Raw genomic sequence first — 12,482 nt, forward strand, 5'->3', positions numbered from 1 at the left:
CTGTCCGCACATTGGATGGGAGGTTTCACACATGGCTCGATACGCACGCACATTTTTCTCTGCCCTGGGGCTATCGGCACTGCTGATGGCAGGGGCCACTTACGCCGACGACGACAAAAAAGTCTCGATTGTGGATGACCGCGGCGTTACGGTGGAAGTCCCGGCACAACCGAAGCGGATCGCCTCGATTTCCTATTTCGCCGATGACGTCGCCCTGGCGCTCGGCATCAAGCCCGTTGCGAGCACCTATATGACGGCGGGCCGCGAACCCGATTTCCTGCTCGGCCTGACCTCCGGGATCAAGCAGATCGGCCAGCGTGCCAAACCCAATCTGGAACTTCTTTCCGAAGCCAAGCCGGACCTGATCATCGCGATCCGCCGCTATACCGTTGGCAACGCGGCGCAGCTGCAGAACATCGCCCCCTATGTCGCTTACAATATGGAACTGCTCGAAGAGAGCTACAGCGAAACCGCCGCGCTTTCGATGCTGCTCGGCAAGACCGAACGCGGCGAGCAGCTGAATGCCGATTTCCGCAAGCATCTTGCAGAGTACGCAGGCAAGGCGCCGAAGGATGTTAATCCCCGCTTCCTGATCATGTGGGGCGGCGCAACACCTTTCGCTTTCCACACGGAAAATACCTCGGCTTCGATCGTCGCCGCAATCGGCGGTGACAATATTCCGGGGCCGAAGAGCCCAGGTGGTGAATTCGGCATCGATCTCAGCCTCGAAACCATGCTGGAGAAGGACCCCGAGGTCATCTTCATCTATGATTCCGGCCCGGATCGCCCGCATGAGAGCAATCCTATCTGGTCGCAGCTGTCGGCGGTCAAGAACAACCGGGTCTTCTATGTCGGCGACCAGTGGGTCGAGACCAATGGCCCGATCGCCCGCGAAATCGTCCTGCGCGAGGCCGCACATTATCTCTATCCCGACACGTTCCCGGCCGTCGACGTCAAGGCGGAGGCCGCCAAGTTGATCCCCGCCGAACTGCAGAACTAAGCAGCGGAAAAGACTTGCGATGAGCTCGCGGCAATCGTCTCTGGCTATAGGGCTCATCGTTACCGCCTCCATGCTGGCGGTGATGCTTGGGTTGCTGGTCGGCGCAAAGCCGCTTTCGATCGAGACCGCGGTCCGCGTGCTTCTAGCGCCTGACGGGAAAATCGAATCCATTCTGGTCTGGACGCTGCGCCTGCCGCGCAGCCTGACCGCGGCGGCCGGTGGGGCGGGACTAGCCGTCTCCGGCTACGTGCTGCAGACGTTGACGCGCAATCCACTTGCCGATCCCGGCATCACCGGGGTGACATCGGGGGCGGTTGCGCCGATCGTCTGCTGTTTCGTGTTCGTGCCCTGGCTTTCGGCCGGCTATTATCCCTTCATCGGCCTTGTCGGCGGGCTTGCGGCGGCCTCCGTGACATTCTGGGCGTCGCGCGGCGGGCAGGGGCGGCCCTTGCAGCTCGCGCTCGGTGGCGTCAGCATCTCGCTCTTCCTCGGCGCGATCACCACCTACGTGCTGCTGCTGACCGGCCCGCAATCGGCCTCGCTGCTCTTCTGGCTTGCCGGCGGCTTCCAAGGGCGCACCTGGTCGCATCTCCTCTACATGCTGCCCTGGACGATCGCCGGCATCGCCGGTGCGCTCGCTCTCCGGCGCGTGATCGGCATGTTCATGCTGAGCGATCATGCGGCGGCCGGCATGGGGCTTCAGCTCGGCCTGTGGAAGCCGCTGATCCTCATTCTCGCCGTCATCCCGGTGGCAGGCGTCGCGCCGGTCGCCGGGCCGGTCGCCTTCGTCGGCCTTGCCGCTCCCCATATTGCCCGGTTGCTCAAACCGCAGGGCACGGGATGGGAGATCGGATTATCCGCCGCCCTCGGCGCGCTGATCGTCACGCTCGCCGACGTTATCGCCCGCAGCGTCGCGATTCCGCGCGAGCTGCCGGTCGGCATCATCACCGCGCTGCTCGGCGGTCCCGTCTTCATTTACCTCATCCAGCGCGGGCAGCTCAACCTTGCAGGTGAGACACGATGACCGCTTCGGTTTCGGCAAAGGTTGGCTTCTCGGCCGCATGGATGGTTGCCGCGCTCGCCGCATTGGCGGTCTTGTCGCTTGCCGCCGCGATCTTCCTCGGCGTCGCCGATATTCCGATGGCGGATGTTGCAGCCGTGCTGACCGGCGGCGGATCCTCCGAAGCGCGTTCGATCATTCTCGATATCCGGCTTCCGCGCATCGTCACCGGCATTCTGGCTGGCATCCATTTTTCGCTAGCGGGATATCTGTTACAAACCATCACCCGCAATCCGCTTGCCGATCCGTCGCTGATGGGTGTGTCGCAAGGGGCGACGCTCTCCGTCACGATCTTCCTGCTGTTCACCGTCTATATCTTCCAGCCCGGCTCGAACACGCTTGCCGAGTTGCCGGTCGCCTGGCTGCCAGCCGCCGGCCTTGCCGGCGGTCTGCTTGCCGGCGGCGTCATCTATCTGCTTGCCTTTCGTCTCGGCTTGAGCGCCCTGCGCATCACGCTCTGCGGCGTGGCGGTCGGCGCGGTGCTGCATGCGCTGGCGATCGGCCTCATCGCCGGATGGGGGTCGGCCCGCATCGAAATCATCCTCGAATGGCTGTCGGGCAGCCTTTATGCCCGCAGCTGGGATCACGCGCTCTTCCTGCTGCCGTTCACGATCGCCGGACTGGCAATTTTGCCGGTCATTTACCGACCGCTGATGCTGCTGCAATTCGATGCGCCCGTCGCCCGGTCCTTCGGGCTTGCCTATCGGCGGCAGTTCACGCTCGTGCTGATCGTGTCTTGCGCACTTGCGGCGAGCGCCGTCGGCGCGGTCGGTCCGGTCGTCTTCGTCGGACTCATCGTGCCGCACCTCGCCCGCTTTTTGGCGGGGACGAATTTCATCCTGTCGCTTGCCCTGACGATCGTGCTCGGCGCCATCATCGTCACGCTCGGCGATCTCGCCGGCCGGCTGCTGGGACAGGCGGAGGAAATCCCGATCGGGGTGGTGACGGCTGTTTTCGGCGTGCCGCTTCTGCTCGCGCTGCTGCGCAAAACCATGTGAGGCCGAGAATGCCATTGTCCTGCTCTGACCTGTCGGTGATGTACGGCCAGCGAAAGGCTCTCACCAGCTTCAGGCTTTCGCTTGAAAAGGGCGAGATTCGAGCGCTGATCGGACCGAACGGCTCGGGCAAGAGCACGGCGCTGCATGCGCTGGCAGGCCTGATCAAACCGGCGGAGGGCAAGGCGTCGCTGGATGGCGTTGCCGTCACCTCGATGTCGCGGCGGATGCTGGCGAGGAGGTTGGCATTCCTGCCGCAACAGCCGGCCGCACCTGACGAGATGACTGTCGCCCAACTCGTCCGGCAGGGCCGCTATCCGCATGTCGGTCTGTTCCGCTCCTATGACGGCGGCGACGAGAAGGCGATCGAATGGGCGCTCGAAAGCACCGGACTTACAGGACTTGCCGATCGCAGCCTTCGGGAACTGTCCGGGGGCGAGCGGCAAAGGGCGTGGATATCAGCCGCCCTTGCGCAGGAAGCGGAGGTCCTGTTGCTCGATGAGCCGACGTCCTTCCTCGATATCGGCTATCAGGTCGAAGTGCTCGACCTGGTGCATCGTCTGAGCCGGGAAAAGGGCGTCACCGTCGTCATGGCGATCCACGACATCAACCAGGCAATCGCCGTCAGTGACCGCATCTCGCTGCTCGAAAAGGGACAGCTCAGATTTGACGGCGCACCGCACGAGCTGGCCGAATGCGACCTGATCCAGCAAATCTTCCGCGTCAGGGGCCGCTTCGTCCAGGTCGCTCCGGACAGCCCGCCGCATTTCGACGTCGAGCTCATGAGGCTTCAACGATCCGAAACTGGGATTAGCGCTTCACCAGCCTGAAGACGATTTTAGTCTGGGTATAGTAGGTCAGCGCATCGGCGAAGTCCGGCGTCCATCCGTCCGCGACGAAGGGGATGAAGCCATCATATTCGAGCTTGCGGGCCGAAACCTGAAAGCCCGCCTTTTCGAAGGCGCGGCCATAATCGGTGATCGATCGATCCTGAACGACAGTATTCGTACGGTTGGCGACGAGCTCGCGCCATTTCGGCCAGAGCGGGTTGTCGGTATGGCATCCCGTCACCGCATAATAGACGCCGCCTGACTTCAGCGCCCGCCAGATATCGGCGGCGTGGGAGTCGATATCGGGAACGAGGTAGATGACCTCGTGGCTGATGGCCAGATCGAATTCCTCAGCCCAGCCTTCCAGCTGGCCGCCGACCTGGTGCTGGATCGGCAGGTTGCCTTTCAGCGTCTCTGCCTTGGCGATCGAGGTTTCGGCGATGTCGATGCCGAGCGCCTTGCGGAATGGGCGCATCGCGTAGAGATGTCGCAGCAGGCCGCCCTGATTGCACCCGAAATCAAGCACGCTCTTGTCGGTCAGGTCTCGCTCGACGATGAGCTCGATCAGGTGGCGCCAGATTGGCGCATGCCCATCGGCCATCCTGTCTTCGGCATCGGGATCGATATACCACGTGCCGATGTTTTTCTGCGCTTCCTCATCCATCCTCTTGCCCCTCGCATCATGCCGATCACGGTGACGGTCTTAAAATGCGTGGTCATGCTTGGCTAGATCAGAAGCCGGTTTTCGAGCGCCTTCCACAGCAGTCAAATTTTTGCAAAGAAAGTTTTGCAAAGATATGTTTGCGATTATATGCTTCGCGCATGAAACATCCGCACACCAAACCTGCCGCAGATGCCGCCGCTGCCCGCACCGTTAGCCGGGTCGTGCCCGAGCCGACCGCGCTGAAGGCGCTGGCGCATCCTGTCCGACTGCGCATGCTCGGCATGCTCAGGATCGATGGGCCTGCCACGGCGACGCAGCTTGCCGCGCGGCTCGGCCTGAACAGCGGCGCGACGAGCTATCATCTGCGCCAGCTTGCCCTGTACGGCTTCATCGAGGAGGCGCCGCATGCCTCGCGGCGCGACCGCTGGTGGCGCGCCAGCCATGAGCTGACCTCGGTGCCGCCAAGTGAAGCCGAAGGGGAGGCGCTCGATCTCGACATCGCCTTCAACCAGGCCGCACTCTCGCTGCAGGTCGGCCAGATGCAGCAGGCGCTGGAGGAATATGCCGAGCTGCCGGCTGAATGGCGCAAGGCGACGGCTGCCGACGACATCATCATCCCGATGACGGCGGCACAAGCCGGGGCCCTGACGAAGCGGCTGAGCGACATCATCCTGGAGGCGATGCGGGCGGCCCCGCCGCTCGGGGAGGCGGCGTCGCAGGTTCCCGGCATGGTTCCCTTCTATGTCATGTTGCACGCCTTTCCCTATCCGGGCCGCGTTCCGCATCGCGAAGGGGAGGATAAGCAGTGAGACGGAGCGGGCCGTTCCTGGCGCTCGCGGCTGCCGAGACATTCTCGCTCTCCGGCACGCGGCTTTCGACCATCGCAATTTCCTGGCTGGTGCTGAGCACGACGGGCAGCCCGGTGCTGACAGGCCTGACGGCAATGATGGAGATGCTGCCCTATGTCATCGCCAAGGCGCTCGGCGGACCACTGATCGACCGCGCCGGCGCCAAGAGCATCGCCATCATCTGCGACACCGCTTCGGTGCTCGTGGTCGCTCTGGTGCCGGTTCTCGATCTCTTCGGCATGCTCGGCATGCCGGTGCTGCTGCCGCTCGTCTTTGCCATGGGCGTGCTGCGCGGCCCCTCCGATGCGGCCAAGCAGGCGATGGTTCCCGATATCGCCACGCTCGCCAATGTACCGCTCGAACGAGTGACCGGCGTTGCGAGCGCCATCGAACGGCTGGCCTCGACGGCGGGCGCGGCCGGCGCCGGCGCTTTGATCGGGCTGATCGGCCCCGGCCAGGCGCTGCTCGTCAATGCCGCCACCTTCGCCGCCGCCGCGCTGATCGTTGCCGCGGGCATACCCGGGACGCGACGAACGCCCGCGCTCGAGACTCGACCGGTCGAGCGGGCTTCCTATATCGAGGATCTGCGCGAAGGCTGGCGCTTTCTGCGCGGCGATGCCGTGCTCGTCAGCATCGTCGCCATGGTGGCGGTTACCAATCTCTTCGACCAGGCCTATCATGCCGTGCTGCTGCCGGTCTGGACACGGGATGCCGGCCATGGCCCGGAGCTGCTCGGTGCGATGTTCGCCGCCTTCGCCGGCGCCTCGATCGCAGGCGCGGCGATTGCCGCGGCGATCGGCGAGCGCATGCCACGATTGATGGTCTATACGGTGGCCTTCCTCCTGACCGGTTTTCCGCGATTTCTCGTTCCGGCGCTGGACGCGCCCATCGGCCTCGTCTTTGCGACGCTCGCCATCGCAGGATTCGCGTCGGGCTTCCTCAATCCGATCCTGTCGGCGGTCATCTTCGAGCGCATCCCCAAGCCGCTGACTGGTCGCGTCACCGCATTGAACACCGCCCTTTGCTTCGCCCTCATCCCTTTTGGCGGCCTCGCCGGCGGCGCGCTGATCAGCACGCTCGGCCTTGCCGCGGCGCTGTTCCTGATGGGGATTGCCTATCTCGCGGCAACGCTTGCGCCGCTGGCGCTGAAGAGCTTTCGCGGGTTTGACAGGGGCCTCGCCTGAAGCGTCTAGCTCTAGCCGCGCCCAAGCTCCTCGACGATCAGATCGATGAAGCGGCGGACACGCGGTTCCAGCAGGCGCTTGTCGGGATAGAGCGTAACGATCTTTGCGTCGTCGGTTTCGAAGTCGGCCAGGATCTGCCGGAGGCGGCCGGCGGCGAGATCGTCGGTGACGAGAAAATCGGGAAGCAGCGCGATGCCCAGTCCCGCCAGGGCGGCGTCGCGGATTGCCTCTCCGCTGTCGAGCCTCAGGCGGCTGCGGCCCTGCGCCTTGATCCAGGAACCGCCTTCCCCGCGAAAACGCCAGCCCTGCCTTTGATTGCGGCCGGCGAAGATCAGGCAGTCATGGACCGCGAGATCGTCGATATCGCGTGGCTCGCCGCGCCAGGCAAGGTAGGACGGCGAAGCGCAGAGCCGCGCCTTATAGGTGGAGATCACGCGTGAGACCAGGCGGGTGTCCGTCGCCGTCGCGCCGACCCGGATCGCCAGATCGAAGCCTTCCTCGACAATGTCGGCCAGGCGATCGGTGAAGCTCACTTCGACTTGGATGTCGGGCCAGGCCCGAAGATATTTTTCAAGCAAAGGCAGCACGACGAGCCGCCCGAAAGCATCGGGAACGGTAAGCCGGAGCACGCCGCGCGGCGTGCTGTTCTGCCCCGCCACGCTCGCTTCCGCCTCGTCGACCGATACAAGGATCTGCAGCCCGCGCTCGTAAAACATCCGGCCTTCGTCGGTCAGGCTCAATGTCCTCGTCGTGCGGTTCAGCAGGCGCGCGCCGAGCCGGTCTTCCAGACGGGTGACAGCCTTGCCTGCCGCCGAACGCGACAGGCCCATGGCCTGGCCGCCGGCGATAAAGCTTCCGGCATCGACGACGGCCATGAAGATCAGAATATCATTCAGGTTCGTACGCGGCATCAGGCAACTCGAGCGGTTCGGCTACAGCCATAAGTCGGTCAGTCATGGGATCGATTCAAGGTTCCGACCATCAACGCCTAACGCAGTAGTAAGGTCCGACCGCTTCGCTTCTGTGTCGACATCCCTTCGTGAGCCATCGGACCGGCCGCCGGTCAACAAAGGTGGCCGGGCACGACAAAAAGGAAGGAAACGAACATGGCCGCGAATCTCGGCTAACGCGCGGCCGGCATCGACGTCAGACGATCGGGCTCTGCCGAACGGGCCCTGGAAGCCGGATTACAGCATGTCGCCGAGGCTCCAATGGTTGTTCCATCGGACGTCGATCTCGTCGTCGACATTCTGATATCTTATGTCGGTGGAGAGGCGCAGCCGCCGGCTGCGGTCCTGGTTGGTGGTCGAGGCGTGGATCATGTAGGGCGAGTGGAGCACCACGTCGCCGGCCTCATAATCGGCGGCGAGCCAGCGGGTTTCGAAGCGCTCCGCCATATCGGGCAGATCCTTCGAGATCCAGCCGCCTTCCGCCATATGGCGGTTATAGGCACTGACCCGTTCTTCCGCAGAAAGATCCCCGCTTGCAGCCTGGAACTCGGCCTCCATCCTGACGCCCAGCGCGTGCGAGCCTTCGAGATAGACCAGGCCGCCCATCTCGGTGGGGATATCGCCGATCGGAATCCAGGCCGTCACCAGGCGGCGGGTGCCGCCGCGGAGATAGACGAGATCGTAGTGGGCGGGTGTGGCCGTCGGCGTTCCCGGCTGGACAAAACGCATGATCTTGCGCTTGTGCAGATAGGAAATACCCTGCAGGAAATCGTCCAAGAAGCGGGCGAGTGGCGGTTGCGCGCAGAAGCCTTCATAGGCGGCGGAGCGGACGAGCGACATCAGGCGCCTGTCCGCCAGGCTCCTGTCGAAGCCATCGGCAGCCGCCAAGCCCCGCGAAAAATCGCTTCCGGGCTCGACCAGCCCGGTTTCGGCGAGGCGTTCGAAGACCCAGCGGCGGAAATCGATCACATCGGCCCGCGGCAGAAGGCCTTTCAGCCAGACATAACCATCGTCCTGATAGCGGCGGCGGATGGCGTCGATGCCGATGCCGGGATCGGTTGGCGCGAGCCAACCGACCCGCTCAACGGGCAAGGTCCTGCCATTTGCTGCAAGAGGAAATTCCATCTTGCGAGCTTGTATGACCTCGGCAGCAATTGACATTTCACTCCTCCGTCGCTTGAGTTGGCTTGTCATCAATTACCTGATCCGCCATACAAACGGACATAGAGGAAATCCATAGCTGGACTTTTCGCTCACCATGAGAGACGCTGAGGCCATCTATAGAACACCGCTCAGCGCGGCCGGCGGACTGGCAGTCGCCGGCAGCGGCAGGCAGCATGCCCGCCGTGCGGTGACGGACCGCAAACTACCGAGTTTCGCCGTCGTGCTGGTGGAGCGGGGACAGGGCTGGCTGGAAACCGCCGCCACCGGCCGCATGAGCCTGACCGGACCGGCTCTCTTCTGGCTGTTTCCCAACCGCGTGCATTCCTATGCCCCCGACGAAGACGGCTGGGACGAGCGCTGGGCGCTTTTCGAAGGGTCGTTCACGCGGGACTTCGTGAGGCTGGGGATCATCGCGGAGCGACATCCCGTCGTGGCCCTGCATCATCTCGACGAGGTGGTGCGGCTCTTCGGCAAGCTTCATGCCGATCTGCTTGACGACACCAACCTCGGGCAGGCGTCGGCGGCATTGATGCTGCATCGCATCGTCATATCAGCCGCCAGGCGGGCAAGCGGCGCGGCCGATCGACGCCAGGAGAGGCGGGATATAGCCGACATCGTGGAAACGCTACGGCGGCGGGCGATGCAGCCGTTGGACCTTGCAGCCTTTGCCGCCGAGCACGGCATGTCTCCCGCCACGCTGCGCAGGCGGTTCACGCTCGAGACTGGACTTCCTCCCAAGGCATTTCAGCTTCGGGCGCGCATGGATCATGCCAAACAACTATTGGTAACCACCGACGAAAAGATCGAAACGATAGCCGCCATGGTCGGCCTGGATGACCCGTTTTATTTTTCGCGGGTCTTTCATGAACGCGAGGGCTGCAGCCCTCGCGAATTCCGTGCGAGATATCCGCGGGTTTGAGAGCCCGGCAGCGGCGGCCGTATCCCGTTTTCACGAAGTCGTGTATGATGACGGGGCGTTGGAGACGACCTTTCATGGCGTCGGTAATATTTTCGCCGAACCACCAATTACGGCGTGTTACCGGCAGGAAGGTTTCGTTGTCCGATTGGGGAACGTCCGGCTTCGCTCATTCGCGAACGTTCCGGATCGGGAGGGGAAAATGACGTCCAGCGCATTGAACGCCGACCTTGCGTCGTCGAGACCATCCATCATCCATGCGGCGGTTCAATTGGGCCTCGTCGCGCTTCTGGTCTATGTCTGTGCCAGGATCATATTGCCGTTCATGGGCATTCTGCTTTGGTCGGTGATCCTGGCGGTCATGCTTTATCCCTTGCATCTGCGCCTGTCCGGTCGGATCGGCAATCGGTGGTCGGCATTTCTCATCGGGATGGTCGGTGTTGCCGTGGTGCTGGTGCCCATGCTCGTCGTGGTCACATCGCTTGGGTCTTCCATTTACTGGCTTGTTTCCGGCTTGCAGAACCACAGCCTGACGATCCCGCCGCCGCCAACGTGGCTTGCCGACCTGCCGGTGATCGGAGCGAAGCTCTCGGAGGGCTGGTCGCTCACTGTCGCTAATCTGCCGTTGGCGCTCAGTCAATACGGCCAGATGCTGAGCAAGCCCGCTGCGTGGCTCGCATCTTTCGCCGGCGGCCTGGCCACTGGTGGCTTGTCCTTCGTTCTTTCCATCGCGATCGCCGCCGTGCTTGTCGCTTATGCCAAGGGTGCTGCGGCATTTGCCCTCCGTCTGCTGGAGCTCATTACCAACAGCAAGGCGCGGGGTGCCCGGCTCGTCCATCTGACCGCCGCTACCATCCGGGGAGTGGCGGTCGGCGTGGTCGGCGTGGCGGTGATCCAGTCGATGCTCGTCGGCATTGGCTTCTTCGCTATCGGCCTTCCGGCTGCCGGCGCTCTGACGCTTGTCACGTTTCTCTTGGCAGTCGTGCAGATACCGCCGCTGCTGCTGACGCTGCCCGTCATGGCCTATGTCTTTGCCACGGAGGCGACAACACCGGCAATCATCTTCGCCATATGGTCCTTGATCGCCGGGCTGAGCGATAATTTGCTCAAACCATTGATGCTCGGCCGTGGATCGGACGTGCCGATGCCGGTCATCTTGGTGGGTGTCATCGGAGGGATGATAGCCGACGGCCTTCTCGGTATATTTGTCGGCCCCGTGCTGCTGGCTGTTGGCTTCGTGTTGCTGATGGAATGGCTGCATCAGCGGCCGGTTGAGGACGGACCCCAGATCGAAGGTCCGGCCCCATGATTACAGTCATTGGTCTCGGCCTGCTTGCGATGTCGATGTGCCTCGCGCTCCAGGCACTGGCTTCAGTGCTGGCCGCGCGTTATTTTGCTCACGCGCGCACGCAACCCGTGGGCCGAAAGCCTCGGCGGAGGATCTTCCTGCAATTCGCGGTCCTGATGATCGTCCTCATGCTGGGCAATATCTTGCAAGTCGCTTTCTGGGCGCTGTTATATCGTGCGCTCGGCGCCTTCGAGGATTTCGAAACGGCCATGTATTTTTCGGGCGTCACCTTCACGTCGCTTGGTTATGGCGACGTGGTGCTTGACGGCCGTATCCGGCTGCTTGCGCCGCTGCAGGCAGCCAACGGGCTGATGATGTTCGGGATCACGACGGCGCTCTTCTTCTCGACCATCCAGCAGGCCATGGGGAAATTGGCTGCGGCAAATCAAACCGCGCATGAGCCGTAATGTGCTGGAGCCGGCGAAGACAGCTCGCCGGGAAAGAACATCAGCGCCAACCCATCGCAGGCGCGACATGGGTGAGGATCGCTTCAATGACATGGGCGTTGTAATCGACGCCAAGCTGGTTGGGGACGGTGAGCAGCAGCGTGTCGGCTTCGGCAATCGCCTCGTCGTCGGCGAGCTGCTTGATCAGGGCGTCGGGCTCGGCGGCATAGCTGCGACCGAAGATTGCGCGGGTCTTCTCGTCGATGAAACCGATCTTGTCCTCACCGTCGTTGCCGTAACCGAAATAGGCGCGGTCGCGATCATCGACTAGCGCGAAGATGCTGCGGCTGACCGAGATGCGCGGCTGGCGCGTGTGGCCGGCTGCTTTCCACGCCTCGCGGTACGCCCGGATCTGGTCGGCCTGCTGGACATGAAAGGGCTCGCCCGTCTCGTCGTCCTTCAGCGTGGAACTCTGCAGGTTCATGCCGAGCTTGGCCGCCCAGACGGCGGTGGCGTTGGAACTTGCGCCCCACCAGATCCGCTCGCGCAGGCCCTCGGAATGCGGCTCGAGGCGCAAGAGGCCGGGCGGATTGGGAAACATCGGCCGCGGGTTCGGCTTGGCAAACCCTTCGCCGCGCAGCACTTCGAGGAAGACTTCGGCATGGTGGCGAGCCATGTCGGCCTCGCTATGGCCTTCGGGCGGGGCATAGCCGAAATGGCGCCAGCCATCGATCACCTGTTCAGGCGAACCGCGGCTGATGCCGAGCTGCAGTCGGCCGCCGGCGATGAGGTCGGCCGCACCGGCATCCTCGGCCATATAAAGCGGGTTCTCGTAGCGCATGTCGATGACGGCGGTGCCGATCTCGATCCGGTTGGTTCTAGCACCGACCGCTGATAGCAGCGGGAAGGGAGCGGCCAGCTGTCGGGCGAAATGATGCACGCGGAAATACGCTCCGTCAGCCCCGAGTTCCTCGGCTGCCACCGCAAGCTCGATCGACTGCAGCAGCGCATCGCCGGCGGAGCGCGTCTGCGATTGGGGTGAGGGCGTCCAGTGCCCGAACGAGAGGAAACCGATCTTCTTCATGCCGATGCCGCACCTTGATCTGTTGTATCTGGGGTCGACCGGTCATCGCACAG

The 12,482-nt window shown here is 63.3% G+C and carries 13 protein-coding genes; 9 read left to right on the top strand and 4 right to left on the bottom strand.

The window, feature by feature from the left end; all coding sequences use genetic code 11:
* Nucleotides 1-31: 31 nt before the first annotated feature.
* From RWK44_RS26835 to RWK44_RS26850, 4 genes are read left to right on the top strand one after another with little or no spacing between them, the layout of a single operon-like run.
* A complete protein-coding gene (locus RWK44_RS26835) occupies nt 32-1,000 on the top strand; it encodes an ABC transporter substrate-binding protein (protein ID WP_222000776.1) in 969 nt (322 codons plus the stop codon).
* Nucleotides 1,001-1,019: 19 nt separating this feature from the next.
* Nucleotides 1,020-2,024: a FecCD family ABC transporter permease gene (locus tag RWK44_RS26840; protein WP_316029628.1), complete on the top strand. Its 1,005-nt coding sequence runs from the start codon at nt 1,020-1,022 to the stop codon at nt 2,022-2,024.
* Complete coding sequence (locus RWK44_RS26845) at nt 2,021-3,058, top strand: FecCD family ABC transporter permease (protein ID WP_131643019.1); 1,038 nt, start codon at nt 2,021-2,023, stop codon at nt 3,056-3,058. The genes RWK44_RS26840 and RWK44_RS26845 overlap by 4 nt, the downstream gene beginning before the upstream one ends.
* Before the next feature lie 8 nt (nt 3,059-3,066).
* Nucleotides 3,067-3,885 carry an ABC transporter ATP-binding protein gene (locus tag RWK44_RS26850; RefSeq protein WP_131663759.1) on the top strand — a complete coding sequence of 273 codons (819 nt, stop codon included), beginning with the start codon at nt 3,067-3,069 and terminating at the stop codon, nt 3,883-3,885.
* Here the strand turns inward: RWK44_RS26850 and RWK44_RS26855 are convergent.
* The gene (locus RWK44_RS26855; RefSeq protein WP_131663758.1) at nt 3,866-4,549 is read right to left on the bottom strand and encodes a class I SAM-dependent methyltransferase; all 684 of its coding nucleotides are present in this window, start codon (nt 4,547-4,549) and stop codon (nt 3,866-3,868) included. The genes RWK44_RS26850 and RWK44_RS26855 overlap by 20 nt on opposite strands.
* A 158-nt stretch (nt 4,550-4,707) precedes the next feature.
* Here RWK44_RS26855 and RWK44_RS26860 point away from each other — a divergent pair, with 158 nt between their 5' ends.
* Nucleotides 4,708-5,358: a winged helix-turn-helix domain-containing protein gene (locus RWK44_RS26860; protein WP_131663757.1), complete on the top strand. Its 651-nt coding sequence runs from the start codon at nt 4,708-4,710 to the stop codon at nt 5,356-5,358.
* On the top strand, nt 5,355-6,581 hold the full coding sequence (locus RWK44_RS26865) for an MFS transporter (RefSeq protein ID WP_131663756.1): 1,227 nt from the start codon (nt 5,355-5,357) through the stop codon (nt 6,579-6,581). The genes RWK44_RS26860 and RWK44_RS26865 overlap by 4 nt, the downstream gene beginning before the upstream one ends.
* A gap of 11 nt (nt 6,582-6,592) precedes the next feature.
* On the opposite strand, the gene RWK44_RS26870 is transcribed toward RWK44_RS26865, so the two are convergent.
* Nucleotides 6,593-7,492 carry a LysR family transcriptional regulator gene (locus RWK44_RS26870; RefSeq protein WP_131663755.1) on the bottom strand — a complete coding sequence of 300 codons (900 nt, stop codon included), beginning with the start codon at nt 7,490-7,492 and terminating at the stop codon, nt 6,593-6,595.
* 276 nt (nt 7,493-7,768) lie between these two features.
* Nucleotides 7,769-8,692 (bottom strand): phytanoyl-CoA dioxygenase family protein, encoded by a 924-nt coding sequence (locus RWK44_RS26875; protein ID WP_131663754.1) that lies wholly within the window; start codon nt 8,690-8,692, stop codon nt 7,769-7,771.
* Between the two features lie 97 nt (nt 8,693-8,789).
* Here RWK44_RS26875 and RWK44_RS26880 point away from each other — a divergent pair, with 97 nt between their 5' ends.
* Genes RWK44_RS26880 through RWK44_RS26890 form a run of 3 tightly spaced genes read left to right on the top strand, consistent with a single transcriptional unit; the run spans nt 8,790 to nt 11,366 of the window.
* Nucleotides 8,790-9,614, top strand: a complete 825-nt coding sequence (locus RWK44_RS26880; protein ID WP_316029629.1) for a helix-turn-helix transcriptional regulator — start codon at nt 8,790-8,792, stop codon at nt 9,612-9,614.
* Nucleotides 9,529-10,920 carry an AI-2E family transporter gene (locus RWK44_RS26885; protein WP_246644890.1) on the top strand — a complete coding sequence of 464 codons (1,392 nt, stop codon included), beginning with the start codon at nt 9,529-9,531 and terminating at the stop codon, nt 10,918-10,920. The genes RWK44_RS26880 and RWK44_RS26885 overlap by 86 nt, the downstream gene beginning before the upstream one ends.
* Nucleotides 10,917-11,366 (top strand): potassium channel family protein, encoded by a 450-nt coding sequence (locus tag RWK44_RS26890; protein ID WP_316029630.1) that lies wholly within the window; start codon nt 10,917-10,919, stop codon nt 11,364-11,366. The genes RWK44_RS26885 and RWK44_RS26890 overlap by 4 nt, the downstream gene beginning before the upstream one ends.
* 40 nt (nt 11,367-11,406) lie before the next feature.
* Here RWK44_RS26890 and RWK44_RS26895 read toward each other — a convergent pair whose 3' ends face one another.
* Nucleotides 11,407-12,429: an LLM class flavin-dependent oxidoreductase gene (locus tag RWK44_RS26895; protein WP_131663751.1), complete on the bottom strand. Its 1,023-nt coding sequence runs from the start codon at nt 12,427-12,429 to the stop codon at nt 11,407-11,409.
* Nucleotides 12,430-12,482 lie beyond the last annotated feature (53 nt).

Source organism: Rhizobium sp. 25PS6 (assembly GCF_032464655.1).
Lineage (GTDB): Bacteria > Pseudomonadota > Alphaproteobacteria > Rhizobiales > Rhizobiaceae > Rhizobium > Rhizobium laguerreae.

What these genes read in the sequence shown, in the direction of transcription:
- RWK44_RS26850 (WP_131663759.1), top strand. Translation starts at nt 3,067, where the DNA reads ATGCCATTGTCCTGCTCTGACCTGTCGGTGATGTACGGCCAGCGAAAG.
- RWK44_RS26845 (WP_131643019.1), top strand. Translation starts at nt 2,021, where the DNA reads ATGACCGCTTCGGTTTCGGCAAAGGTTGGCTTCTCGGCCGCATGGATG.
- RWK44_RS26835 (WP_222000776.1), top strand. Translation starts at nt 32, where the DNA reads ATGGCTCGATACGCACGCACATTTTTCTCTGCCCTGGGGCTATCGGCA.
- RWK44_RS26870 (WP_131663755.1), bottom strand. Translation starts at nt 7,492, where the DNA reads ATGCCGCGTACGAACCTGAATGATATTCTGATCTTCATGGCCGTCGTC.
- RWK44_RS26860 (WP_131663757.1), top strand. Translation starts at nt 4,708, where the DNA reads ATGAAACATCCGCACACCAAACCTGCCGCAGATGCCGCCGCTGCCCGC.
- RWK44_RS26875 (WP_131663754.1), bottom strand. Translation starts at nt 8,692, where the DNA reads ATGTCAATTGCTGCCGAGGTCATACAAGCTCGCAAGATGGAATTTCCT.
- RWK44_RS26890 (WP_316029630.1), top strand. Translation starts at nt 10,917, where the DNA reads ATGATTACAGTCATTGGTCTCGGCCTGCTTGCGATGTCGATGTGCCTC.
- RWK44_RS26855 (WP_131663758.1), bottom strand. Translation starts at nt 4,549, where the DNA reads ATGGATGAGGAAGCGCAGAAAAACATCGGCACGTGGTATATCGATCCC.
- RWK44_RS26885 (WP_246644890.1), top strand. Translation starts at nt 9,529, where the DNA reads ATGACCCGTTTTATTTTTCGCGGGTCTTTCATGAACGCGAGGGCTGCA.
- RWK44_RS26840 (WP_316029628.1), top strand. Translation starts at nt 1,020, where the DNA reads ATGAGCTCGCGGCAATCGTCTCTGGCTATAGGGCTCATCGTTACCGCC.
- RWK44_RS26880 (WP_316029629.1), top strand. Translation starts at nt 8,790, where the DNA reads ATGAGAGACGCTGAGGCCATCTATAGAACACCGCTCAGCGCGGCCGGC.
- RWK44_RS26895 (WP_131663751.1), bottom strand. Translation starts at nt 12,429, where the DNA reads ATGAAGAAGATCGGTTTCCTCTCGTTCGGGCACTGGACGCCCTCACCC.